General features: G+C 45.3%; 19 protein-coding genes. 11 read left to right on the top strand and 8 right to left on the bottom strand.

Annotated elements, in window-relative coordinates; genetic code table 11:
* Nucleotides 1–68: 68 nt before the first annotated feature.
* The 6 genes from H6F98_RS23110 to H6F98_RS23085 all read left to right on the top strand — a co-directional run bounded on the left by H6F98_RS23110 (nt 69) and on the right by H6F98_RS23085 (nt 6,076).
* Nucleotides 69–314 (top strand): hypothetical protein, encoded by a 246-nt coding sequence (locus H6F98_RS23110; RefSeq protein WP_192221062.1) that lies wholly within the window; start codon nt 69–71, stop codon nt 312–314.
* Between the two features lie 416 nt (nt 315–730).
* Nucleotides 731–1,270 carry an FHA domain-containing protein gene (locus H6F98_RS23105; protein ID WP_192221061.1) on the top strand — a complete coding sequence of 180 codons (540 nt, stop codon included), beginning with the start codon at nt 731–733 and terminating at the stop codon, nt 1,268–1,270.
* Nucleotides 1,271–1,530: 260 nt separating this feature from the next.
* Nucleotides 1,531–2,811: an RNA-guided endonuclease IscB gene (gene iscB / locus H6F98_RS23100; RefSeq protein ID WP_192221060.1), complete on the top strand. Its 1,281-nt coding sequence runs from the start codon at nt 1,531–1,533 to the stop codon at nt 2,809–2,811.
* Nucleotides 2,812–2,894: 83 nt separating this feature from the next.
* Entirely contained in the window at nt 2,895–4,895 is a 2,001-nt protein-coding gene (locus H6F98_RS23095) for an FHA domain-containing protein (RefSeq protein ID WP_192221059.1), read from the top strand.
* 39 nt (nt 4,896–4,934) lie between these two features.
* Nucleotides 4,935–5,360, top strand: coding sequence for a hypothetical protein (locus tag H6F98_RS23090; protein WP_192221058.1), 426 nt, complete (start codon nt 4,935–4,937; stop codon nt 5,358–5,360).
* Between the two features lie 176 nt (nt 5,361–5,536).
* Nucleotides 5,537–6,076, top strand: a complete 540-nt coding sequence (locus tag H6F98_RS23085) for a Uma2 family endonuclease (protein WP_192221057.1) — start codon at nt 5,537–5,539, stop codon at nt 6,074–6,076.
* A 266-nt stretch (nt 6,077–6,342) separates the two neighbouring features.
* Here the strand turns inward: H6F98_RS23085 and H6F98_RS23080 are convergent, their stop codons facing one another.
* Both H6F98_RS23080 and alaS read right to left on the bottom strand, forming a co-directional pair.
* On the bottom strand, nt 6,343–6,654 hold the full coding sequence (locus H6F98_RS23080; protein ID WP_192221056.1) for a hypothetical protein: 312 nt from the start codon (nt 6,652–6,654) through the stop codon (nt 6,343–6,345).
* 226 nt (nt 6,655–6,880) lie between these two features.
* Nucleotides 6,881–9,580, bottom strand: coding sequence for an alanine--tRNA ligase (gene alaS, locus H6F98_RS23075; RefSeq protein WP_192221055.1), 2,700 nt, complete (start codon nt 9,578–9,580; stop codon nt 6,881–6,883).
* A gap of 1,107 nt (nt 9,581–10,687) precedes the next feature.
* Between alaS and H6F98_RS23070 the strand changes: the two genes are divergently transcribed.
* Nucleotides 10,688–10,885 carry a heavy-metal-associated domain-containing protein gene (locus H6F98_RS23070; RefSeq protein ID WP_242058662.1) on the top strand — a complete coding sequence of 66 codons (198 nt, stop codon included), beginning with the start codon at nt 10,688–10,690 and terminating at the stop codon, nt 10,883–10,885.
* 732 nt (nt 10,886–11,617) lie between these two features.
* A complete protein-coding gene (locus tag H6F98_RS23065; protein WP_192221054.1) occupies nt 11,618–12,604 on the top strand; it encodes a diguanylate cyclase in 987 nt (328 codons plus the stop codon).
* Nucleotides 12,605–12,669: 65 nt separating this feature from the next.
* On the opposite strand, the gene H6F98_RS23060 is transcribed toward H6F98_RS23065, so the two are convergent.
* Both H6F98_RS23060 and H6F98_RS23055 read right to left on the bottom strand, forming a co-directional pair.
* Nucleotides 12,670–13,353, bottom strand: a complete 684-nt coding sequence (locus H6F98_RS23060; RefSeq protein WP_192221053.1) for an ATP-dependent Zn protease — start codon at nt 13,351–13,353, stop codon at nt 12,670–12,672.
* A gap of 118 nt (nt 13,354–13,471) precedes the next feature.
* The gene (locus H6F98_RS23055; protein WP_242058661.1) at nt 13,472–14,299 is read right to left on the bottom strand and encodes a D-alanyl-D-alanine carboxypeptidase family protein; all 828 of its coding nucleotides are present in this window, start codon (nt 14,297–14,299) and stop codon (nt 13,472–13,474) included.
* 154 nt (nt 14,300–14,453) lie between these two features.
* On the opposite strand from H6F98_RS23055, the gene H6F98_RS23050 reads away from it, so the two are divergent.
* Entirely contained in the window at nt 14,454–15,431 is a 978-nt protein-coding gene (locus tag H6F98_RS23050; RefSeq protein WP_192221052.1) for an AEC family transporter, read from the top strand.
* A 75-nt stretch (nt 15,432–15,506) separates the two neighbouring features.
* Nucleotides 15,507–15,722: a hypothetical protein gene (locus H6F98_RS23045; protein ID WP_192221051.1), complete on the top strand. Its 216-nt coding sequence runs from the start codon at nt 15,507–15,509 to the stop codon at nt 15,720–15,722.
* Between the two features lie 27 nt (nt 15,723–15,749).
* Here H6F98_RS23045 and H6F98_RS23040 read toward each other — a convergent pair whose 3' ends face one another.
* Both H6F98_RS23040 and H6F98_RS33690 read right to left on the bottom strand, forming a co-directional pair.
* Nucleotides 15,750–17,216, bottom strand: a complete 1,467-nt coding sequence (locus H6F98_RS23040) for a response regulator (protein ID WP_192221050.1) — start codon at nt 17,214–17,216, stop codon at nt 15,750–15,752.
* A complete protein-coding gene (locus H6F98_RS33690) occupies nt 17,209–21,930 on the bottom strand; it encodes a PAS domain S-box protein (RefSeq protein ID WP_242058660.1) in 4,722 nt (1,573 codons plus the stop codon). Before H6F98_RS33690 ends, H6F98_RS23040 begins: the two co-directional genes overlap by 8 nt.
* Nucleotides 21,931–22,461: 531 nt before the next feature.
* Here H6F98_RS33690 and H6F98_RS23015 point away from each other — a divergent pair.
* Nucleotides 22,462–22,803, top strand: coding sequence for a DUF760 domain-containing protein (locus H6F98_RS23015; protein ID WP_192221049.1), 342 nt, complete (start codon nt 22,462–22,464; stop codon nt 22,801–22,803).
* A gap of 101 nt (nt 22,804–22,904) precedes the next feature.
* Here the strand turns inward: H6F98_RS23015 and H6F98_RS34500 are convergent, their stop codons facing one another.
* Entirely contained in the window at nt 22,905–23,768 is an 864-nt protein-coding gene (locus tag H6F98_RS34500) for a DUF29 domain-containing protein (RefSeq protein ID WP_313929925.1), read from the bottom strand.
* 404 nt (nt 23,769–24,172) lie between these two features.
* On the bottom strand, nt 24,173–24,553 hold the full coding sequence (locus H6F98_RS23005) for a hypothetical protein (protein WP_199348835.1): 381 nt from the start codon (nt 24,551–24,553) through the stop codon (nt 24,173–24,175).
* Nucleotides 24,554–24,817: the final 264 nt, after the last annotated feature.

The raw sequence follows: 24,817 nt of genomic DNA, 5'->3' as shown, positions 1-24,817 counted from the left end.
TGCTCCGTCTGTTTCAAAAGCAAGATTCCCGCAACTCATTCCAAAGTGCGAACTACGGTAGGCAGAATATGGTAACTAAAGTAACAAACGAATTAACTTATAAGGAAATCAAAGTTTTTGTTGAAGCCCTTAATGCCCTTCATTGGAAGGCAGATTATGAGGAGTTCTGTAAACTGATGGGCTACGCAGACAGTGCCTATGGCTTGGAGAGATATGCACAGTTTGAAAATCTATGTAAAGCCTTGAACAGCTTTAATCTTGATTCACTGGTCAAGTTGGTAAAAGCGGGAGTGATTGTAGACTACTATCGGTAGTTGCAGGAGTAGGGGGGCTACAAAAGAAGTTTTTGGCTAACTTTTCTAGAAGTGCGATCGCGTCTTCTTTCCTACTTGCTTACTGAGTCCAAGCTCTTCTAAACGTTTCAGGGTAATCAATCACTCACCCATCAGCATCAACTGAGAGGTTTGCTGGAAATCCTCTAAACAAGCCTTTATCGACATAGACTCCCCCTGAGAGTGTGGCTCTAAGTTGCACAAGCATGGGGGTGAGTCTGTGGTATGAGCGTATGGTATATGCCCATCTAATGCTCTAATCCTGGCTTTTTCCAGGCAATCCACATTAAATTCTATTCCATTATCTAGCCAACCCCATCTATTCCTAGCCAAAATCATAGTTAGGAATCAAGCACTTATCACTTGAAATTTTTATTAGTAAGTTCAAAATCAGGGCAATGAACGAATTAACGTTGGAGTGGCAAGAAGCAGGTCGGACTAGAACAGAAACGATTTATGACCAACAGCCGAGTAAGAATCCAGGCACGGTAAGGCTTGGTCGTGACCCAGCGCGGTGTGATTTTGTTTTTAGTGACCCAACTGTATCAGGGCTACACGTCGAAATCTTTTATCACCCTCAACAGCACTCATTTGCCCTACGCAACCTTCGCATTAGTAATCCTCCGGTGGTAGATGGACGGCAAATTATTCAGGATGAAGTCCGTTTAAGCGAAGGTAGCACGATCTATTTGGGGCAAGTGGAAGTAACTGTCACGGCTATTTCTCTGTTTACAACGAATGCTGGCATCCCTCCCACAATTTTGCTGTCACCACAAGCGTTTTTCGCCCCCCATCAACCAACTTCAGCTATTGAATCCTACGGCTTGCAGTGTCCTCATTGCCATCGCACTTCTCCCTATGAACGGATAGATTTTGGATGTCAGTGGTGCGGAACATCTTTAGCGGCAGCCGTCAGTGTTTTGATGACACCCACCTAATGAAGAGTAAGAAAGGGTCAGCACCCCCGACTGAAGTACCGGGGCTTCGAGCCTCCGATTTCAGGTAGCTGACCAGCCTTAGTCGTAGACTACGTTCAGAGCAAGAGTTAAAGTTCCTACCTTGGATTGCGTAGCTAGATCCAAGCTCTAGAACCAAAACGTTAAACATCTCGCTTGGGGTTTAAGGAAGTGCGTTTTGGAAAGTACCGACTCTGAACATTGGCGAAGCTAACGTTACGAATTTCAGGAGAGACGCAACAATGTCTAAACCTAACTACGTTCTCGTTGTCGATACCAATCGGAAGCCACTTAATCCTTGTACACCAGGAGTAGCCAGAAGCCTGCTCAAGGCAAAGAAGGCTAAGGTGTTTCGACGCTACCCATTCACGATAATTCTGAACCAAGCGGTCGAGAACAAGCCGAAGCCAATGCAGCTAAAACTAGACCCAGGTTCCAAGACTACGGGAATCGCCTTGCTCCAGGAAGAAAAGGTAGTTTGGGCAGGAGAACTAACTCATCGTGGACAGCAAATTAAGGATTCGCTTGAATCTCGTAGAGCGTTAAGACGTGGGAGGAGACACCGTAAAACTCGCTATCGTAAAGCAAGGTTTTTGAACCGCAGTCGTCTTAAAGGATGGCTAGCACCAAGCCTTCAGCATCGAGTAGAGACAACCTTAACTTGGGTGAATCGACTTAGGCGATATGCACCTATTACTGGAATTTCTCAAGAGTTAGTGCGGTTTGATTTGCAAAAGCAAGATAACCCAGAGATATCGGGCATCGAATACCAACAGGGAACCTTGTTCGGCTATGAAGTGCGCGAATATCTATTAGCAAAGTGGGAAAGAAAGTGTGCTTACTGTGGAGTGGAAAACGTCCCTTTGCAAGTGGAACACATTCATCCCAGAGCTAAAGGGGGTACAGATAGAGTCTCCAATCTCTGCCTGAGTTGCGAACCCTGCAATCTCAAAAAAGGAACCCAAGATATTGAGGTTTTTCTCAGGAACAAACCTGATGTTTTGAGTCATGTTCTAACTCAAGCTAAGCGTCCACTCAAAGATGCCGCAGCCGTAAACTCAACTCGATGGGCATTGTTCAATCGGCTCAAGCAGACAGGATTACCTGTTGAAACGGGAAGTGGTGGAAAAACCAAATATAATCGCATTCGTTTGGAGCTATCAAAGCATCACTATATCGATGCGGCTTGCGTGGGGAATGTAGATAATCTACAAATCCTCACTACTCAACCCTTGTTGATTAAGGCAACAGGTCACGGAACCCGTCAGATGTGTCGTACTGATAAGTTTGGGTTCCCCTCTCGTCATGTTCCTAGAAACAAGTTTGTTCGAGGATTCCAGACGGGTGACATCGTGAAAGCGGCTGTTACCCAAGGAAAGAAAATCGGACTCTACGTTGGACGTGTTGCTGTGCGTTCAACCGGAAGTTTCAATATCTCGGACAAGACTGGACTAGTTCAAGGAATCAGCCACAAATACTGTCAAGTTGTTCATAGAAAGGATGGATACAACTATGCCTGTTGAAGTCTGTAGGCGAATAAATTCGCTCTCATGTGCGTTCCTCTCTGGTCTAAAGACGCAGAGTTTCCCGCAACGGAGGTGTTTTGATGAATTCTGCACCATTGCGAATTCAGTTAAGCTGGGATGATCCAGCCACCGGAGACCGACGAGAACCTAGGCTAACTCTGCCAATTGCCCTAGGTCGTGATTTTAATGGGATGCCAACCGAGATTCAAGGGCATCCTGTCTCTCGGATGGTTCTGAATAGTCTTGAGGTGTCTCACTTCCATGCCTTGATTGACCAAGATAGCGGTGGGTTGGTAGTGATTGACCAAAATAGCCGCAACGGTAGCTTTTTGAACGGTACTCGTGTTGTAGTGAACAACCGGGCTTCTTTAGCAAATGGTGACACACTACAAATTGGTCCCTACCAGATTACTGTGAACTTTGGTGCGAGAACACAGGTACCTGCACCTTCTGGTAATTCACAGATTTTCTTTAACCCCAATACACAATTACCAGACCCCAGCCAACCGTCACCACAGCCAATAGTACCCGGCAGAGGCGACCCAGCAGGTCATCCTTCCTTTCCGCCGCCAGTATTTCAGGCTTCTGAGGTGGCTGTGCAAGACCTTCATGCTACAGGATTGCCTGTGGATGAAGTGGATTATGTAGCCGTTGGGGCTGGGTTGGGCAGTTTTGTTTGGGTAGATTTTTTGAGAATTTCTGGGGTGAAGAGTTCTCAGATTGCCGCTTTGGGGATTGAAGCCCAGCCCTACAGTCGTTACAAACAACTTTGTCTGAGTTCACAGATTCCCCTGCATGAGCGGTTGCGCTCTAATTCTGATTCTTGCCCTGATAATATTTGGGGTTGGCCCAGCTATGCGTTGCGGGAAGCATGGCACGATTTAGTTCGAGGGCGTTTGGGTGAAGCTTTTGGGTATTTATGGCAGGTATTTGCTGAACCGACTTTTGCACAAACTTACACGCCGCGTGCTGGTAATGTGTTTGATTCACTAGATCGGGAAGCGAAGCGAATTGGTTGGGAGCAGATATTTCGTTATGGTAGTGTCCGTTCGATTCGGAAAACTACAGATGGACGGTATTGCATAGCCTATTCCCGAACTCGCGGTGGACGCCGTGACCATGCTTTCCTTGTTGCCCGATATGTTCACATCGCAACAGGCTATCCAGCGATTAAGTTTCTTCCGGATTTGCAAGCGTATCGGGAGCGAACCAATGATTTTAAATCAGTTGTGAATGCTTATGAACCACACGATCATGTTTACGAACAGTTAGAGCAGCGTGGTGGGACTGTATTGATTCGGGGTCGGGGGATTGTTGCGTCGCGCATTGTGCAGCGACTTTATGAAGCACGGAAGAACAACCCGCAGATTCGGTTAGTGCATTTAATGCGATCGCCAAGACCTCAAGGTAACAAATTTGGCAAGTCCCAACGTCTCGTTAAACACCACTATGAATTTCAACCCTTCAACTGGCCGAAAGCTTGCTGGGGTGGCGAACTCCGAGCAACTCTAGAAAAAGCTGACCCTCAACAACGACAACGCTTAATTGCTGACTGGGGCGGTACAACCACGGCTGACCGTCGGGATTGGAAACGCATTGTTGATGAAGGGGTGAATCAAGGCTGGTACAAAATTGAATTTGGGGAAGTTGAACGAGTTGAGCGTGAGCAAGACTGCGTGATTACCTACATCCAAGAGAAAAAATTCAAGGGGCAGATGCGTCTGGAGGCTGACTTTATTATTGATGCTACAGGTCTTGATGCGAAGGTGACAGCTAACCCTCTACTCAATGATTTGGTCACTCAGTACAGCTTACCTCTCAATACTTTAGGGCGTTTGAGCGTTAGTAACGATTTTGAACTGGTAGAAATGCGTGGGTCACGAGGTCGGATGTATGCCGCAGGCGCAATTACTCTCGGTGGTCCTTATGCAGCCGTTGATAGCTTCCTCGGCTTGCAGTATGCCGCTCTACAATCAGTAGATGGGATCGCCTCAACCAAAGCTCCTGGAATCGGGCGATTGAACCTTGTAGGTTCCTCCACTCAATGGCTAAAGTGGATAGCCAATCAATCTCCTTGCTGATTTTTTGAACTGATAATTTTGAATTGGAGCTTTCGCGATTTGACTCCTACACTCTTTGGGCGTTGGCAAACTCGAATCCTACTCTTTGCCACAGTAGGTCTCCTACTTACCTTACCCTTTCGTTTCGGCATCATTGGTTCCGGAGCTAACCTAGCTTATTACTGGATTTTGGGCTATGTTGCTGCTTTCGGATTAATTTGGGATGTGGTTTACAACTATCTCCAGCAGTTTCGGTGGGATCGCGACTGGCCTGCCGCTTTTCAACTGCTAGCTGGTATTTGGGAAGCTATTTTTGTCGCTACTGCAATTAAAACCTTTGGCTTACCTGGAGTACCACGCGATTTACCCCTTCCAGCATTTGCTTTGCACTACAGCTTGGTCTGGATCGGAATTTTTACCGCTTCTCAGGCGCTGATGCGGATTTTGTTTCCCCGTTGGCGTTTTAAAGGTGGGCAGTGGCTTTAAGAGATGTGAGAAAGGGAATATCGAAAAAGAGGCTTAGAGAAATTAGCTCTTTCCTCGGTCGTTTCGAGCAATACCCACTGACTAGACTGGGATGGGCGATCGCAAAGCCATGTTGTTATCCCACTGATGGGAGACAGAAAATTAGGAATAATTGAGACAGCGATGAGGAAACAACAATGCTAATTTCCACTCTTGTCAAAGACAATTTTTCATTAGAAGATTTTGTGGCGAATCCTCCCGATCATATGGAGTGGGTGGATGGTCAACTAGTAGAGAAAAATGGCATGACACTTAGGCATGGCAAAATTCAGTTAAGGCTTGGACGTCATTGGGAAAACTACAAGGATTCCAGCGGAAAAGGTGGAGAAGTTTACACAGATGTACCTTGCCGTACTAATAAGCAGGGACGCTCTCCTGATGTCGCTTATCTTACTCCTGAACTTGTAGCGCAGTTTGGTAATGAGGCTACTTTGCCACAGAGTTTTCCCTTGTGTGCGGAGATTGTTTCGCCTACAGATATCGCTGAAAATGTGTTGCTAAAAGCGCAGGAGTATTTAGAGTCTGGGGGCGAAGAAGTTTGGTTAGTGTTTCCTGAGAGTAGATGGGTGATGGTAATTACTGAAAATCAGGGGTTGATGTTTACATCGGGTCAAGTGGTCAGTACGCAAAAGGTTTTAAAGGGTTTTAGTGTGCTATTGGATGATTTGTTGGCTTGAGAATGGATGTTTTCTAGCAGCAGCTTAATGTTTTTCACAATCGAGGCTTAGCAGTATTCAATTTGCGAAGGAGGCAAAGGAGGAACTTCGTCGGCAGTTGACGAAGTTACCACAGTAAAGTCTCTTTAGGTTTCTCTTGTAGGGGCGTATTGCCTTGATTGGTTTGCACGAATCAAGTTCTCGCTCCCCAATTTGGGGGAACAAGAATTCTAATTTCCCCAGGATTGGGTGATGCAAGAGAGTACTCAAGGATTCATGCAAGAGGTTTACTGACCTCTATTTTCAGGAGATTGATTGCTGGCAACAACTGGCTTAGCTAAATTAGCACAATAGCTATCATTAACAATCGCTGTTGTAGAGTGTAGTTTCACAGTTCCTTGATTAGCAGAAGCTGGTGGTGTCCATTTTTCTGGATGAAAGGCAAGCTTCTTACAAACCACTTTATTACTGCCAACAGAAGCAAAGCCCCAAGTATACATTGGCGAGTCACTAAGCTTTGCTTCAGCAGGCTTTAGTGTTAATAGAGATAGTAAAACCAACTCCACAACTACCAGAGCGATAATTACGATTCTCTGCATAAACTTCCCTCCGTCTACAAATTTACCTCGTTGATAAGTTTCTAATTAAGCTAATCATACCAATCTACCCAAGCTGTTGTGCATCTCCGTTGCATATTTAACGAATCGGTTTTAGGGAAAAGGGAAAGGGTGAAAGGTAAAAAGGAATAACCTTTTCCTCTTTCCCTTTAACCTTTTCGCCATGAGTGCATATTACAAATTCAATGCATAACAACTTAGCACTCGGTTAACTCAACGCAGAGTGTAGTTGTTCGCGTGCGCTTGAGAGAGCTTCTGTTAATTTACTGGCATCACGTCCACCTGCTTGAGCGAGGTTGGGGCGTCCACCACCACCACCACCGCAGAGTTTAGCAATTGCGCCAATAAACCTCCCTGCTTGTAAGCCTTTTTCGTTGACACCTCTACTAAAAGCCGCCACCAAACTTACTTTGTCTGCTTCAGGAACAGAAGCTAGTACCACAGCACTTTCTCCTAGTTTTTGCTGCAAACGTTCTGCGGCTGTTTTCAGAGCATCCGCATCAACGTCTCCCATCGTCGCAACAAGAATTTTGAACTCACCAATTGATTCAGCTTGCGCTAAAAGTTGGTCAGATTTTGCTAAGGCAAGTTCTTGTTTGAGGGCTTCCAACTGTTTTTGGGATGTCTTGAGTTCATTCTGAAGATTCGTGATACGGTCAGTTAGTTCTTCCGGTTTGGCTTTAAAGCGATCGCTTAATTCCCGAACCACTTTATCCCGCACATTCAGGTAATCTAACACGGCTGGTCCGGCAACTGCTTCAATCCGCCGGATACCAGCCGCAACCCCAGCTTCAGAAACAATTTTAAACACCCCAATCTCAGCGGTATTACTCACATGAGTCCCACCACACAGTTCCATTGAGACACCAGGGAAATCAATTACCCGCACCTCATCACCATACTTTTCTCCAAACATTGCGATCGCACCCTTAGCTTTCGCCTGGGCAATCGGCATCACTTCTATTTCAGCCGTATGAGCCTCACCAATCCAGGTATTGACCTGTTCCTCAACTTGTTGCAACTCGTCGGGTGTTAGAGAACGAGGGCAGTGGAAATCAAAGCGCAAACGGTCAAAAGCAACCAAGGAACCAGCTTGAGAGATGGAAGGGTCAACAATCTGTTTCAGTGCGGCTTGTAGCAGATGCGTTGCCGTGTGGTTAGCTTGAGCGCGACGACGGCAGACACGATCAATTTGAGCCGTTACTGTGGCTCCTAATTGCAACGTACCTCGCTCTATATGACCGAAGTGAACAAAAAGACTTGTTTCTTTCTTAACGTCTTCAATTCTTACTACAACATCTTCACCTGTTAAGTAGCCGCGATCGCCAATTTGTCCTCCAGATTCCGCATAAAACGGAGTCTGGTCGAGAATCACTTGTACCTTTGCACCAGCCTGAGCTGATTCTACTTGCTGACCATCCGCAATAAGTACACTCACCTGAGCTGTAGTGGACGGTAAAGTGTAGCCTAGAAACTCAGTAGTAGCAGTACCTGATGCCAGTTCTTCCAGGGAACCGACAGCCATCAAATCGATAGTTTCGTGAGCTTCCTGGGAGCGTTGACGCTGCTTCTCCATTTCTTCCTTGAAGCCTTCGATATCCACAGTCAAACCCTGTTCTTCGGCTATTTCCTGTGTTAGTTCCAACGGAAAGCCGTAGGTGTCATAGAGGATAAAGGCTTCTCGACCCAAAATCTGTGCTTGCTGCACATTCTCTCTAAATGCTTCTCCCAACCTCGTGTCTTGTATGTCCTGTGCTTGCTGCACATTTTTTTTGAAAGCTTCTATTACATCCGCTAGCATTTTCTCGCCACGTTCCAAGGTTTTGAGGAATTGGGATTCTTCGCGTAGCATTTCTGCTTTGATGGCATCTGCCCGTTTCCGGACATTGGGGTAGGCAGATTCGGAAAGTGCGATCGCACTCTCAGCGACTTGAGACGTAAATTCACCGTGAATCCCAATCAAACGTCCATGACGCACTACACGGCGCAGCAAGCGGCGCAACACATAGCCTCGTCCTGTATTTGAAGCAGTAATTCCATCGGCAATCATGTGGACAACTGCCCGAACATGGTCACCAATTACCTTAAGGGACACTTTGGTAGTTTCGTCACTCTTGTCGTAGTCGATTCCCGCAATCTTAGCTGCGGTTTGAACAATCGGGAAAATCAGGTCGGTTTCGTAGTTATTCGGGACACCTTGGAGGATTTGTGCCATCCTCTCCAATCCCATACCCGTGTCAATGTTCTTATTTTTCAGCGGTATCAGATTTCCTTCTGCATCCCGGTTGTATTGCATGAACACCAAGTTGTAGAACTCGATGAACCGACTGTCGTCTTCCAAATCAATATGTTCATCACCTTGTTCGGGATGGAAGTCATAGTAAATTTCTGAACAGGGACCACAAGGGCCAGTAGGGCCAGATGTCCAGAAGTTATCGTCCTCTCCCATGCGTTGAATCCGATGAGCGGGGATGCCGATTTGGTCGCGCCAGATGGCAAACGCTTCGTCGTCATCTCTGAAGACACTTACGATAAGGCGTTCTGGAGGTAAGCCAAAAACCTTTGTTGACAGTTCCCATGCCCATGCGATCGCCTGTTCTTTGAAGTAGTCCCCAAAGCTGAAGTTGCCTAGCATCTCAAAGAATGTGTGATGCCGTGCTGTGCGTCCGACGTTCTCAATATCGTTGTTGCGGATGCACTTTTGGGACGTGGTAGCGCGAGGAACTTCAGGCGATCGCTGCCCTAAGAAAATCGGTTTAAAGGGCAACATCCCCGCGATCGTCAGCAGCACGGTTGGATCTTCCGGTACTAAAGAGGCACTTGGCAGCATCTTGTGCCCCCGTTGGGCATAAAAGTCAAGGAATGTTTGCCGGATTTCGCTACCGCTGAGGAAATGGGGAACAGACATGGTCTTAAAAAAAGGGCTAGAGATCAAACATTTCGAGGCGTGAAGTTTGAGCTTAATCACACCTTGAGTTAAAACGCAACCGTAGTGCGTCAGCACTCTTTGCAACGGTACCAAAGGCACCAAGAGCTGAAAAGCCTTGACATAGCTGCAACCAGCCGCGCTATTAGACTCATCACTCCTATAAAGCTTTCGCTTATCGGTTAAGTTGTTATCTATTTTTACATTTGTTTATGCAATGTTGCTGCCTTTGCCATGCATTAGGCTTCTTGCCCGAATGTGAGAAAGCCAAAAATCAACCGGAGCTTTAGTGAGGATTTTGTAGCCTGCTCCAGGCAGGTGCGTGTTTGTGTAGCTGCGACTTCAACCGCCAGGTGCAAGATATGAATTAGGGTAAGAGACTTCCGTTCTCTGCTGTGAGAGTTCGAGAGTCCGTCCTTAGAAAACGGCTTGATTCGATTTAGCAGCAATAAATTGTACCGCATGACATTTTAGGCATTGCAAAAACTGAGACGATTCTCACTTCTTAATACAAGACTTGCAGTTCGTAAAGACTCATCAACTTTGGTAAATATCATTCAGCCGCTAATAAGTACCGTGTTAATTTTAAAGAGTGGACATCAAGCTCCGGACAAGCAACAGGAGAAAACCAACCAGGCATAGATGTGATGTCCCTGATCTATGACCTAACCACAGTAGAAACCAACCAAGCATAGCTTTATGGGGCAAATACCAGTATTAACTGGAAAAAGCCAAACCAAGGTCTAGTAAAGACGCAACTATGTTGGAGCAAGATAAGGTGAAGCTGTGAGAGATGTAAACTCTAGTACTTCACGATTGATCGTCAAACAGTTAACTTGTTGAAAACTCAAACTTTTGTACTTAAATGGGTCTAGCCGCACTTGGTTAGACCCATTAAATTTTTAAGCCATAAAAACTAGCCAGTAACCTCTCATTTGATTCATAAGTGCGAATGGGAACAAGAACATTAACCTAATATTGTCTCAAGCCTGATTCGACTAACGTTAGTGGAAATAGGCGCTGAGTGTTCAATAGAGTATTACAATTAAAGATTGAATGTAAGGAAAATTCCACAAATAGGTTTTAGCTATGGCGACAATGAAGTTTAAAGTTCCAAATATCTCCTGTGATGGTTGTGCAAAAACTATTACAGACGAAATCCTCACCCATGAGTCAGACGCTAAGGTGGATGTTGATGTCCAAGCAAAGACAGTCAGTGTAGAAACTGAAGCTTCCGAAGCATCAATAAAACAGATGATCGTAGCAGTAGGCTACTCTGTCGAATAGGAATCAGCGTCTGTACCTCTAAGAAAGCATAATCTGGACGGGCTATTCTGCCTATCCCACAAGAAAGCTTATTAATTAGCAACGTGCAAGTTCAGTCGCTAGCGTAATTAAACAGAACTTGTTGTCTTGGAACTGGGGGCTAGGAATTGGCGGTTAAGCTAAGATTTCCTAGCCCTTTTAAGCTAATAAGCCTTCATTAGCAAGGCAAAATTATTAATTTAGATTCAAAGATGAAGGGAAAGGTTTCGGAAGTATTCCTTTGCTCCTTAATCTTTTGCTTTAACGGCTGGTAGCGAAAGGCAACTTAAATGCATTTGGCTTAACTTGCGTCATTTACTAAAAGAACTAAAGCTACGCTTACTTAGTTTTCGACAACTTTGTCAGAACTAGCAAGGACTTATTTTAGCTTTTGCCGACTTTGCAGATTGCTTTGTAACGTGCGTTGAATATTTCCCTGAGGCTTCGTCGTTGCGAACCAGTCAACAAGAACAAAGCAATCTGTTCACGTCAGCTTCAAAAAAATCAGTGTATTGATGACTTTTCTTAAAGATTTTGCAAACTTGTTAGTTAAATAGGGAATCGCTACTACTGCGACCTGTAGAAACCAGGGATTATTAGAAGAGAGCGGAGCGGGTTATTGATATATCTCACAACTAAAACATTTAGGTGATGGAAGTTTTGACATCTTTTAGTCAGGGTCAATGCCTTTGCTTTCAAGAGCTACATACAACAATGGATGCTTCTGTATTGGTGGTTGGAAATGAGCGGTTTCTCTCCACATTCGTTAACCAGATTCGCTATCTGATGTCTGGCACAGTCGAGGCATCTTCTAATATTGATGAGGCTTTAGTCCTGATTCAAACGAAACAACCTGCTGTTTTGATTTTGCAAGCAACGCAGATAGGGAGTTTGGAACTGTGTTCTCAGATTAAAGAACAGACTCAGTTGGGCTGGATCTACTGTATTTTGGTCAACGACCAGTCCAATATCAGTGAAGACGAAAGGCTATCAGACCAACGTCCGGATTGGGTAGCTTGTGCTGAAGCCCTAGAAAATGGGGCAGATGCTTACTTAGGGCTGACCCTAACAGGAACTGGGGAGCAAGAGGATATTGAAGGCAAGCGACTGCTAAGGGCGCAAATTCAAGCTGGGTTAAGAGGCGTCAAACTTTACCGAGAGTTGATGCAAACGAATGACGTACTCTCGACGATGGCGTTAGCCGATCCCTTGACAGAATTGAGCAATCGTCGGGCAATGGAATGGGATTTACCCCGACAAATTCAAAATGCTCTGATCCAATCGACACCTTTGAGCCTGATTATGCTGGATGTGGACTATTTTAAGTCCGTCAACGACAACTATGGGCATCAAGTAGGCGATCGCGTTCTTCAACTACTCACAGCACGTCTACAACACAACCTGCGAGTTCAGGACACCCTGTTTCGCTATGGTGGTGAAGAATTTGTAATTATTCTCAGTCAAACTAACTTTCAGGAAGCCCAAATTGTAGCCGGACGCCTACGAAAACTCATTAGTGATCAACCCTTTAACATTGATGGGGCATTAGCTCTTGAAATTACTATTAGTCTAGGGTGCGCTTCTCTTAATTCAGAAGATGACCTGAAAGGAGAAAGTTTACTGTGGCGTGCTGACCACAACCTGCTGCGGGCAAAATCTAGTGGTCGTAATCAGGTTTTTGGTGGTGAAGATGGTTATTAGTTGTTAGTTGTTGGTTGTTAGAGGAATTAGGAAGGTTAAGACAAAAACTATTGAGGTTTACCCAATTAATTTTGGCAATGTTGCTGAATTATCTGATAACACGCTGTTACTGAGGCTCGTTGTTTCATTGCCTCAACTAGCGCTTCATAAGATGCCCAGTGTTCTTCAATAATTGTGTGAGCTTGCCGAGTTGCCCATCGTTCTTTCATTTGTAACTCACTAATAGGACGCCCTAATGAAGTTAAAGCTTCTATGAGTTTCTGTCGGTCTTCTACGCCTCCCTCAGCGCTGCCGTAGACTAGAGTTTCTGCTGCAATCCCAGCCATCCAAACAGTACAAAAACGCTCTAAGGTTAATCGCATTTCGCCAACAGCAAGCGTGCCTGTTGAGAGTCCCGCAGAATCAAAGGTGACTCCCCCTAGCCCCGGTTGCCCTTGCTGGAAGGCTTCCCACGCGGTCAGAGTGTAGCCAGTAATTGGAATTCCTAGGAAGTAAGCAACAAGAAAGTGACCCGCTTCGTGGCGGAGAATGCGATCGCGATGCTGACCGGAGGCACTAGCCAACCAATCTAACAGCAAGGTTACCCCTCTGCCTTGGAAGCGGAAGCTATCAAGTGTGGCAAGGCTCAAGACACTAAGAGTCGCAACCGCAGGAATAGCGGGTGAGAGGTTGAACATTGGTCCCAGCAGTGCTGAGAGTGTCATACCAAAGACACCGATCGCAATTAAGTTCAGGGCAGTTTGCTGCATTCGTTTTACGGTTGGTGGTGAACTCCTGATGATTACTATTTGTAAAACGTTTTCAGCTTTTGTTACAAATCTAGGTCACCAAAGGAGATTGGGAAATGGGGAGTTTATCTCCCCGTATTCAAGGGTTTGGGGAAGCCTCGGCTGTTGGAGACGGTGCAGGACTAGTTAAGTTTTTCGCCTTGTAGAAGGTTTCTAGGCTATTGCGATCGCCAACAAAGCGCCAGTGCCACGGCTCATAACTGACTCCTTGAGGGTTATTCCTGGGAAAAGACAGTTCAAAGCTGTAGTAAGCAGCATTCTGCTCAAGCCACTTAAAGGCTGCTGTATTCTCAAAGTTAGGATTTAGGTTTGTTGCTGGTGTCTGAGCATCACCAATATCCACGGCGTAGCCAGTGTGATGCTCACTGTAGCCAGGGGGAGCGCTAACTTCTGCTCGCTTGGTAGCAACTTGTCCTCGCTGTTTCTTGATATCAAAAAACAGATGCTGCTGTTCAGAGGCGGAACGAAAACCCGAAATTGGCACTAATACGACACCACTTGCCTGTGCGGCTGCGACCATCGCTTGAAATTGCTGAGCCGCCGCTGCCCGGAGTTTGATTTGACTACCAGGTAGTATAGGTCGTAACTCTGAGGCGGGTGCTTCTTCGTAGGCAAAATGTCCTAGAATCGCATCCTCTTGTGTAGCTTGTGGGTTAGGGGAGACTGAAGTATCAGTAGAGGTTGATTGGGGTGAGGACTGTGCAATTGGCTTCGGTTTAGGACTGTTAGCAAGCGAGAAACTGAGCAAGAGTGCGATCGCTCCTGCCCCGACTAGCCCAACAATGAGTAGCACAGGACTTAATCGACCGCGTTTGACATCCGGTGTATCCCGCATCGCCTCCGGAATATCATCTTCAGGTGGCGCTGAAAGTTTAGCTGGTTTTTTTGGGAGACCCGCGTTATTCAAGAATCCACTCCTGCACTGAGAATCAATACTTACACTTACCCAAATTTTAGTCTTGAGCCAGTCTAGCAGTTGCCACCGTATGTAAGCTCAAATCACCCATTTTCTAGAGACTGACTTACCATTTTTGGAAGTTGCCTCTCTACTGAATCAAGCTATGCCCAGCTTCAATACTGAGCTTTTAGAACCACTACTCAAACTCTATATTCAGCTAGGAGGCGGTGTCTTGCTGGGATGGGTTTTAGGACGTTATGCATCAAAGGCACTACCAACGTTCATTGGTCAATTTCTCTTCTGGATTGGCGTTCCCCTCAGTATTATTACCTTCCTCCGAGGTGCCGACTTATCCGGAGCAATTTGGATTGCGCCAGTGGCTGCCTGGATAGCAATTTTTTTAGGGGCGGTATTAGCCTGGAGTTGGATTCAAGGACAATCACTCAGACAGCCTGCCAATAGTAGCAACAAGCCACTTCAGGAGTCATCTTGGAGTAGACCAACACAAGGCAGTTTTCTCCTGTCGGCAATGCTTGGTAACACAGGCTACTTGGGCTTTCCAATTACCCTCGCTTTGGTAGGAGAACAATACTTTGGTTGGGCAATTTTTTATGACATGCTGGGGACTACAGTTGGTGCCTACGGCTTGGGTGTCTTGCTTGCTGCTCGTTTTGGCAAGGAGTCACAGAGTTACCAACAGCTAGTCCAAGCACTACTGCAAAACCCAGCGTTATGGAGTTTGGGATTTGGGCTAGGTTTTCGTCAGATTCCACTGCCTGAGTTGGTTGAACAAGCTTTGCAAGGAATTGCCTGGAGTGCGATCGCACTTTCGTTAGTATTAATTGGGATGCGATTGAGCCAGCTAGATTCCTGGAGCAACTTGAAACAGGCATCAGTGAGCCTGGTCATCAAAATGCTTGTCATCCCGTTGATTTTAGGGATTGGGTTATTGCAGTTGGGCATTACTGGTCTACCCCGATTAGTCATCGTTCTGCAAGCCGCAATGCCTCCAGCTTTTGCTACTTTAGTAATTGCGGAAGTTTATGATCTTGACCGTGATCTCACGGTTACAGCACTGGCTGTTGGGTCTAGTGTTCTTTTGTTGACATTACCAATTTGGTTGTTGCTGTTTAGCCCTTAAAAGCAACCTCATCCCCTTGTTCTTGAGTGCATCGTCCCAGACTGATTTCCAAACAGACACGCACTAACAACCTTTATGAACCGTCGTGAGTTTATTACATGGGTCGGTGTTGGCGGTATCGCAAGTTCCCTCCCAGTAGCCCTTGCTGCCTGCTCCCCCAAATCCACCGAGTCAGAATCACCTGCTAGCCCTTCTCGCCCAGATGGGTTTCAATCTGTTGGCACGATATACCCAAGGAGATTTAATTCTAGTGAAAGCAAACGGTTAGGTACCTGTGCTAAAGATGATTGAGTTAGCTTATGAACTTGGGTGATTGGCTCAGGTAGAGTCTCTAATGGTTAGGTTATCGTGGGAAGCAGACTGAAGCGACGTTGTGCCTTCGGCGATCGCATTTTCTAGGAGTTGTACACGCTCACCAGCCTTCGTATCTGAAGCAAAACTGTTACGAAGACAATCGCTAATATCAATCGCGACTCCATCCACCATGACATCGCCATTATCCATAAGGGAATATCGGGCGCTATTTCGTACCCACTTCACCTCACCGTCCGCAGAGGTGATTGGGTATTCCTGAGTCACAGGTTTATGCGATTTTGCTGAGGCTTTCAAGGCTTCATAGAAATCAGCTTGGCTGTCAGGAGGAAGAGTTCCAAGCAAACGCTCTAGTTCAGCCATTGCTGTTTTCGGGCTTAAACCAGTGAGTTCATGCTCTCCCTCACTGATATAGAGAAGCTTTGTCCTCCCATCTGGATGAACGACACCCCGATAGACGCAACCCGGAATATTAGCCGCCATCGCCACGAACTGTCGCTGACTCTCACGCAATGCCGATTCGGAATGCTTGCGCTGAATCAGTGAACCCAACTGGGTTGCAAGAGCATTGACAAGTTCAATTAACTGTGGGTCAGGTGAGCTGGCTTTTTGTTTAAAAAACACCCAAACTGCTAGGACTTTTTCATTGAAGAGAATAGGAACGCCCAAACAGGTTTTTAATCCGACTTCTTGAGCAAGTTGGTTTCTTTGAAAAATGTCATTGGGTTCTACTGAAACATCTATAGTCCAACTAGGTTGATGGCTGAGGCAAATTTGCCGAAGTAAATCTCTATGGGTTGCAAAAGCTAACGTCTTACTCTTACGTCTGAATTTCTCAAAACCTTGATCGCGGGCATACCAACCTTTACCCAATTCAAAAACTGAAGCCTGAGAGTTTGGCAGCCAAAATTCGCCGAAATCCCAACCGATTTTTTCACAAACTTGGCAGAGGGTGGCTTCCAGAGCAGAGATAAAGTCATCCGCTTCACTAATTGCAACCGTTGTTGTTAATAAAAGTTGAAGCTTCGCATTTTGCTCAATTAGTTGATCTTGCTGGAATAGAAGTTCTTTCTTTTGTATGGATATTGTTACTTGATTTTTAACTCTCGCTAAAACCTCTTGAACCTCAAAAGGCTTAGTAATATAGTCTAATCCTCCGATTTCAAATGCTTTTACCTTATCTAGAACTTCATCTAATGCACTAATAAAGATGACTGGAATATCCGCTGTCTCCTTGTGAGCCTTTAATCGCCGACAAACTTCGTACCCGTTGATTTCCGGCATATTGATGTCGAGGAGAATCAAATCAGGCTTGGCAACCTCTATCGCTCTTAATGCCAGATTCCCATTGATTGCTTTCCTGACTTTATACCCAGAATCACTCAACATTGTGGATAGAAGACGTAAGTTATCCCGATTATCGTCAACTAATAAAATATCGGGTTTAAAAGTATGGATTGAGTGGCTATTCATTAGTAGATGCGTTTATTAAATCAATGATTAAGTCAAGTCTAAAATTATCGACTAAATCTGCCAAAGCTAGCTTCAAAGACGAATGCGGCTCTGGAATTTGCTCAATTAGAGCAAGAATTTCTTCATCTTGGCAACCTTCTGCTGCTCGATGAAGTTGGGAAATCCATTGTGAAGGCATCACAGATAAGCTTGCAGCACTCAGTTCATAGCGTTCAGTTGCTTTTGGCTGAGGAGTGAACGTAGCTGCAGGCTGAGCGCTTTGTTCATAGACATAAGATACCCCCAGATGGTCAGCTATCTTGGAAAAAAGCACTGGCTCACGGAAGGGTTTACGGATAAAATCATCACAGCCAACTGATAAGACGTGAGAGCGATTTTCTTCAAAGGCACTTGCCGTTAAGGCAATAATCACCGTCGCCTGACCTTGTAAATGAGACTTAATTTGTTGAGTTGCCTCATAACCATCCATCACAGGCATCTGCATATCCATCAAAATTAGGTGCGGTTCCCAACTCTGCCATAAAGAGATCGCTTCTTCCCCATTGGAAGCTTCACGTACTTGAAATCCTACCGATGTTAGAAGCTTAACCAAGAGTAGGCGAGAAACTCGCGTATCTTCTACTACCAAAAGGCGGTATTCTTCTTGCTCAGGTGCTAACCCAATCACTCGCTGACTTGGCTGTTGAACTTGAGTGTCAGTTACTCTCGATGTCTTAAGCAGAACATCAAATTTAAAGGTAGCGCCTTGACCAACGATACTGCTGACAGTGATATCTCCTCCCATCAGTTGGACAAAGGAGCGGCTAATCGGTAAACCCAAACCAGTGCCTTGCTGAGATTGTCGACCTGTTGCTGTTTGGGTAAAGGGTTCAAAAAGAGAGTCTATTTCCTCTTGTGCAATACCGGGACCTGTGTCAGAGACTTCAAAGATAATTCGGGAGTAGTGAGTAGAAAGTGAGGATTGGGGAGACACCGAAGAAGGGGAAGCGTTAGAAAATCCTCCTTGTCCCCCTTGCCTCCCTTCCCCAGTTTCAATTCCGACGCGCAGCGTCACCGTACCGGACTCCGTAAATTTAATTGCATTACCCAGGAGGTTAATCAGAACCTGACGCAATTTTCCCTCATCACAGTACACATGTTGGGGAACGTCTGTTGTTCGCTCAAAGATTAGTCGTAAACCCTTGGAAGAGGCTTTGAGTTGTAACATCTCCTCAATGCTATCGAGCAGGTGATAGAGATCAAAATTATTTTCCTTGAGAGTAATTCTACCTGCCTCGATTTTTGACATTTCGAGAATGTCGTTAATCAATTCCAGCAAATGCTCACCAGAGTGTAAGATAATCGCCAAATGCTCTTGCTGCTCACGAGATAAGAGGGTATCGCGATTCATCACTTGAGAAAAACCCAAGATGGCGTTGAGCGGGGTTCTCAGTTCGTGGCTCATATTCGCCAAGAATTTACTTTTGGCACGATTGGCAACTTCAGCGGCTTCTTTAGCTTCTTTGAGTTGAGCCGATTGCCTCTGAGTTTCTTCAAGTAATTCCGCCTGTTGTAAGGTGACTCCCAACTGAACACCAATCTGAACCACGATATTGATTTCTTCGGCTTCCCATTGGCGGGAACCCGAATTTTGATACGTTGCGAGTAATCCCCAAAGTTGGCTACCACAGAAGATAGGGACAATAATGTAGGCTCTGGCTTGAAATTGCTCTAAGAGATTGAGGTAACACGAGTCAAACCCAGCTTTGTAGATGTCTTGAACACAACAGTAAGTTGCACCTTCGCTGTATATACCGCCTTGGGTTTCTTGCAGATAAGTATCTTGCACCAGATCTGGATCACTATCGAAGGTTTTGACAACACAACGTTCGCCTTCTACAGCATCCTTTTTAAGCTCAGGGTTGTCCTTTTGTTCCTGCACCAAAGAAATCCAGCCACTCGCTACCGACTCGGCAACAAACTCTCCACTCCAGTCCGGCTTGAAACGATAGATGGCTACGCGATCGCATTCGATGACTTGCCGCAGTTCTTCGGTTGTCGCACGGAATATCGTGTCAATGTCCAGTGTCTGGCGCATCCTTTGAATTACTCGTGCGATCGCGTGTTCGCGCTTAGCACTTTCCCGTAGCGCTTCTTCTATCTGCTGGCGCTTTAACTCTGCTCCAGCACGCGCCGCAAAAATTTTCAAAATCATCTCTTTGCCCAACTCATCAGGCATTGGCTTCACATCCATCACCGCTAATACACCTAAGATATTCCCGTCGGAGTCAGTTAGCGGCATTCCTAAATAACTTTGGGCGTTCAATCGAACTAGTTCTGGAGCGTTAGGAAATAAGACTTGTACATCTTGAGGATAGTGACATTTTGTCCCACAAGTTAAAACCTGTTTACCCGGAGTATCAACTAACTCATACTCACCGTTTTCACCCCATTTTTCACCTTGCCAAAACGCCAAGATCCGAACTCGGTTGCACTCCGATACTCTTGGTGAACGCTCCGGCATCACTGGACTTTGCTCTAACACAACCGTTGCTCTATCATCCAGTACCTCCCAAATCATGGCGTAACGAACTTGCAAAGCCTGAGCCAGATAACGGACACAGGAGTGCATGAAGTTACTGCCAGTTGCCGAGGCGGTTCCTTCGACAATTAATTGCAGTGCCTCTTCCCGATGCTTACGTTCGGTGATATCTGTAACGCGAACAAGATTCATCTGGTGATCAGCGACATGAATTGGCTTTGCCGCTAAACTGCCCCAAAAAATCTTTCCTTTTTTGGTTACATATTCCAACTCGCGAGTCCAAACGCCGTAGAGAGCCATGTCATTCACAATAGAAGTCAGTTCTTCTGGCGTAAATAATTTTTTCTGAAGCCTGTGCCCCTCAATATTAATTAGTTCATATTTGCTTGTCGCTTCAAACAGTTCTACTGCACGCTGATTGCAGTCAACGGTCAAAAGCGTTTCAGAACTTACTAGAAAAAGTGCATCAGCCGAGTCATTGAAAACTGATTCTAGTAAATCTCTACTACGAATGATTTCTGCCTCTGCAAGCTTTCGAGCCGTAATATCGCTAGCCGTGCCAGTTGTCCCTACGATATTTCCTTGCTCATCCAAGAGCGTAAGTGCATTAACCAGCAAATGAATTAGTCTACTATCTTTTGCTAAGCGTATCGTTTCATACTGGTGGAGTTCTTCTTTATTAAAAAGGTGCCGGAAAGCCTCTAGATCTAGAGGAACTTGTTTGAGTGGGGTGAAGTCAGAAAACTGGCGACCGATAATTTCTTCAGGCTCATAACCAAAAATTTGCTTGACGGCTGGGTTAACGAAGGTAAAACATCCTTGAGTATCTGTTGACCAGATAATATCCTGCGATGTCTCAACAAGATTACGATATTGCCGCTCACTACTCGCGATCGCAGCAGCATTTCGTGCCGCTTCGTTAACAGCTTGCTTGCGTTGAGTGATGTTACTAGCGGTGCCAGTTGCCCCTAGTATGTTTCCCTCAGGGTCTCGCCGTGCGATCGCATTCACCATCAGTTGAATTGGCTTCCCGTCTCTCGCCAGGTGTTTCGTCTCATACTGGAAAACAGATCCTCCCGCTAGAAGGCTCTGGAAAACTTCTAAATCTTTAGCCATTTGTTCCGGTGGCATGAAATCTGTAAACAGACGACCCAGCATTTCTTCCGGTTCATAGCCATAAATTTGTTTAACTGCACAGTTGACGAAGGTATAACGCCCCTCAGTATCCACTGACCAAATCACATCCTGCGATGCTTCAACCAGAGCGCGATACTTTTGTTCACTCTCAGCTAGGGCTACCTCTGTGTGCTTGCGCTCGGTGATATCTTCATGGGAGCCAATGAGTCGGATTGGATTTCCTTGTTCATCCCATACCGCTTGCGCTCGCGATAAAATCCATTTGTAGCTGCCGTCCTTACACCGGAGACGATACTCAGCAACGTAATTAGGGGTTTTCTGATCCAGGTGCGCTTGGCGGGCATCCATCACCGCTTCCCGATCATCCGGATGCACACGCCTGATCCATTCATCATTGCTGTTCTCAACCTCGTTGTCTTCATACCCCAACATTTCTTTCCAGCGAACTGAGTGGAAGACTGCCCCAGTCTTAAAGTTAATGTCCCAAATCCCGCCATTGATGCTCTTGAGCGCTAGCTGCCAACGCTCTTCACTCTCTCGCAATGCTTTCTTGGATTGCTTTGCCTGTTGACGATACTTGGCTGCTTGTCTTTGGTACGCTTCAGAAAAACGAATCTCTTGTTGCAGCCGTGTATTTTGCTCCGCAAGTTGCCGAGAGAGCCTACCAATCCTCAATTGATTCTCAACACGAGCCAAAACTTCTTCCACCTGAAAGGGTTTAGTAATATAGTCCGCACCACGAACGGAAAAAGATTTTATTTTATCAAACGCTTCATCTAAGGCACTAATGAAGATAACGGGTATGTCCTTAGTCGTTGGAGAGGCTTTCAACACAGAGCAAAGGTCATAACCGTCCATCTGGGGCATCATGATGTCCAGCAAAATCAAGTCAGGTAAGATTGACTCGACAGACTCTAGCGCCACTACACTGTTTGATGCCGATCGCACTTTATATCCTTGCTGAGACAACATCCCAGCTAGAAGTTGCAAATCAGCGAGGGTATCATCAACAACTAAAATGTTTCCTTTGGAGAGATAACTTGGCTCCTGGCTCATTTCTAGGATAGTGTTGGTTGGGTTAAGGGCAATAGCGACTCTAACTGAAAATCATTTGTTAGACAGTTAGAGACTTATAGGAGTGAATTTGAGCAATTGAAGACAATATGTCAAGATCAAATCTGATTTGTATTCAATATGTCAGATTTGTATTCAATATGTCATATCAACTCCGTTTGATCGCTTCGTATATTTAAGTTGTGACGTTGTTAATGGTCTTTCTGATAATGCCTCTGAAAACACCATGAAGGCTAAGCCAGAACCAAACCCTGATCAGGAAAGCAAGGATGCTGTTGAATGAATACGATCTGAATCTAGGCGATTAACTAGACTCGGATAAACAGTGGCAGGGACTAAAGAGGAGGATTTGGGCAAAATGCGATCGCCACCCTCTGAGTCTCTAAGTACGTCGGCTACCCCTGGTAGGAGAATCCGTCCTCTGTAGATTCGGTTGCACTCACTGAGTTATACAGACAAACTCATTAAAGTAGGTAATAGAAACAACAACTCCACACATTGCCGATTACTACCATGAACAATCTGTCAAATCGAGTCCCAGAGTCTTTTGGCAGCGAGTCAGAAGGCGGCAACCAGCTATGGCAATACGTCCAATCCCTAAATCCAGATACAGTTGCCCAACTCTCAAAGCCTGACCCTCAAGTCGTTCAGGTGATAGAACGTAATATTGTTGGAATGCTCGGAACTTTACCTTCAGAACACTTTGATGTAGATATTACCACTAGCCGTGAACATCTAGGTCGGCTTCTGGCTTCTGCAATGATTAATGGCTACTTTCTGCACAATGCTCAGCAACGAATGGCGTTTGAAAAGTCCTTGCAAGTAGCAGCAGCAAAGAATGAGAGCGAAAGCTAAGGAACAGTAACTCAATACTACGCAGGTAGGCACCAATTAACCACCGACTCCAATACAACATCAATAACTAGCAGCGGAGGCGACAAGCATCCAACTCTAATTCATGCTTCATCTGTCTTCGGCTGCTGCGTTGGGAGGAATTGAGGGTCTAGTACCTGACCTGAAGAGTAAGAACATTCTTGAGGAAAATCTTCGTAGTCTAACGGAGTCTCGCTGACAGCTAGGTTTAAAGCACTTTGATAACCATCTTCCATGGCTTCTAGTAAATAAGGTTGCAAACTTGGGCTTTCTTTGAGAAGCCGCAAAACCTGGCGACGCTGCTCCCGAATTGTAGCCAACCAACTTTTGGAACGATGACTGGGTTGAAATTCCCATTTCAGTAGATGCCCTAGTAAGATGCCCAAACGGTTTCTTAGTTCCTGTCGTTGTTGCTTGCCCAACGATTCAATCTCCTCAACCAAGTTTGGGACATCTAAGCAGCTCCACTTTTTATGCTGGAGAAACTCTGCTTGTTGTTGCGTCCATGCGTAGAAGTCTAGTTCGTATAACTCAAAGGACTGATTAACACCCTCAACAGTTGTACAACGCAAAGCCTCAAGGAAACATACAGTAGCCTTTGAGATTAAGAAAGCCAAAGCAGGCTTCTTGCCATTGAGTACCCCATAATGTAGCAAACGCTCAAAATCTTCCAAGCTAATAGTTTGTACCTCTTGAGGCTCTCTCGTCCCTTCAATCAAAACTGTTTCAACTTCCCCTGTAAAACCAAGGCTCTGTAATGCCTTTGGCTTTTTTGATGGTGAACCAACAATTCGCTTGAACCAATTATTTGTGTACCCTAAAACCTGCCCAATACTTGAGACTCCAACTCGAATCTCACCACTTGGCATTCGGTAAACATCAATCCCCAATTCCTCAGAGTTGGTTCTTAAGGGAATTATTTGTTGCTCTACTACGTTAAGGGTCATGGCACAACCTCTATATCTCTATGTTTTTGCCATGTATTACATGGTTGCAGTTCCTTGGTAATACTGGTTAATGTCTTTAGTTTGCAACACTAGTTTAAATAGAACTTGTCATTTTTGGGACTTGGAACGGGTAAAATCTCTCAACCCCCAAGTACTAAATCAACAAGCTTTATTTCCACCGACCGACTTATTAATAATAGGTGTGTTCCTCTACACCCTTTTATTTAATATACATGCCCGTCTCTGAGTAGATGAAAGCCGGATTTGATACTGCTACTTTCTTATTGGTAGTAATGAGAGGCGTGCAGACCTGAACTCTAATGAACCCCAGTCTTCTTCTGGGGTTTTTTATTTTATACAGCTAATCGCTGAATGATTCATAGTGCGATCGCATTATTTTCTCTTTATCTGTATTCCTTCTGAGGCAAGTAGTCAGAGCAATTTGTCGCTTCAGCCGTTAAAGCCATAGAAGGGTGTACTGCACATTGTAAATAAGGGTTGTTTTTAAAGAATCGGCAGTTTCTACAGGGAACTTGATGTAAGTGTTTGACAGTTAACATTCCATGTCGTGCAACTGTCCAGAGATCTGATGTCATCAAAACAACAATTGTCCAAACCATCATGAAACCCATAGGAATCAAAAGTAGCCCGTAATCAGGCATGGCTGTGACATCCGGTTTCATCCCATCAGGTTCTGCCCTAGCTAGTTCTATCTGAGTCACGTTTTCCTGATTAAAACGATTTTCTCCTAGTGCAGCGACCTTGAAAAACTTATCAGTCTGCATCTGAATTAACCTCTATTCATATAAGAATTTCCATAGGGACTTTTGCCCATCTCGCAATGCTGATGAACCAACTTTCCCTAAGCCCTGAAACCCAAATTATTTGGGAGTTTTTGGGCTTAATTTATGCCTTAAACATGACTTTTCAAGCGGGAGCTTATCATCAATAGTTAACAAAACTCTTTAACCACTTGCACCTATCTCAGGGATTAAGTTTCACTGGCGAACAGAGATTGAGCATCAAAGATAAGCATCCGCTCCACTCTC

It is taken from the genome of Microcoleus sp. FACHB-SPT15, assembly GCF_014849525.1.
GTDB classification, from domain to species: Bacteria; Cyanobacteriota; Cyanobacteriia; order Cyanobacteriales; family Coleofasciculaceae; genus Symplocastrum; species Symplocastrum torsivum.
This window is presented reverse-complemented; position numbering and strand designations above follow the sequence as displayed.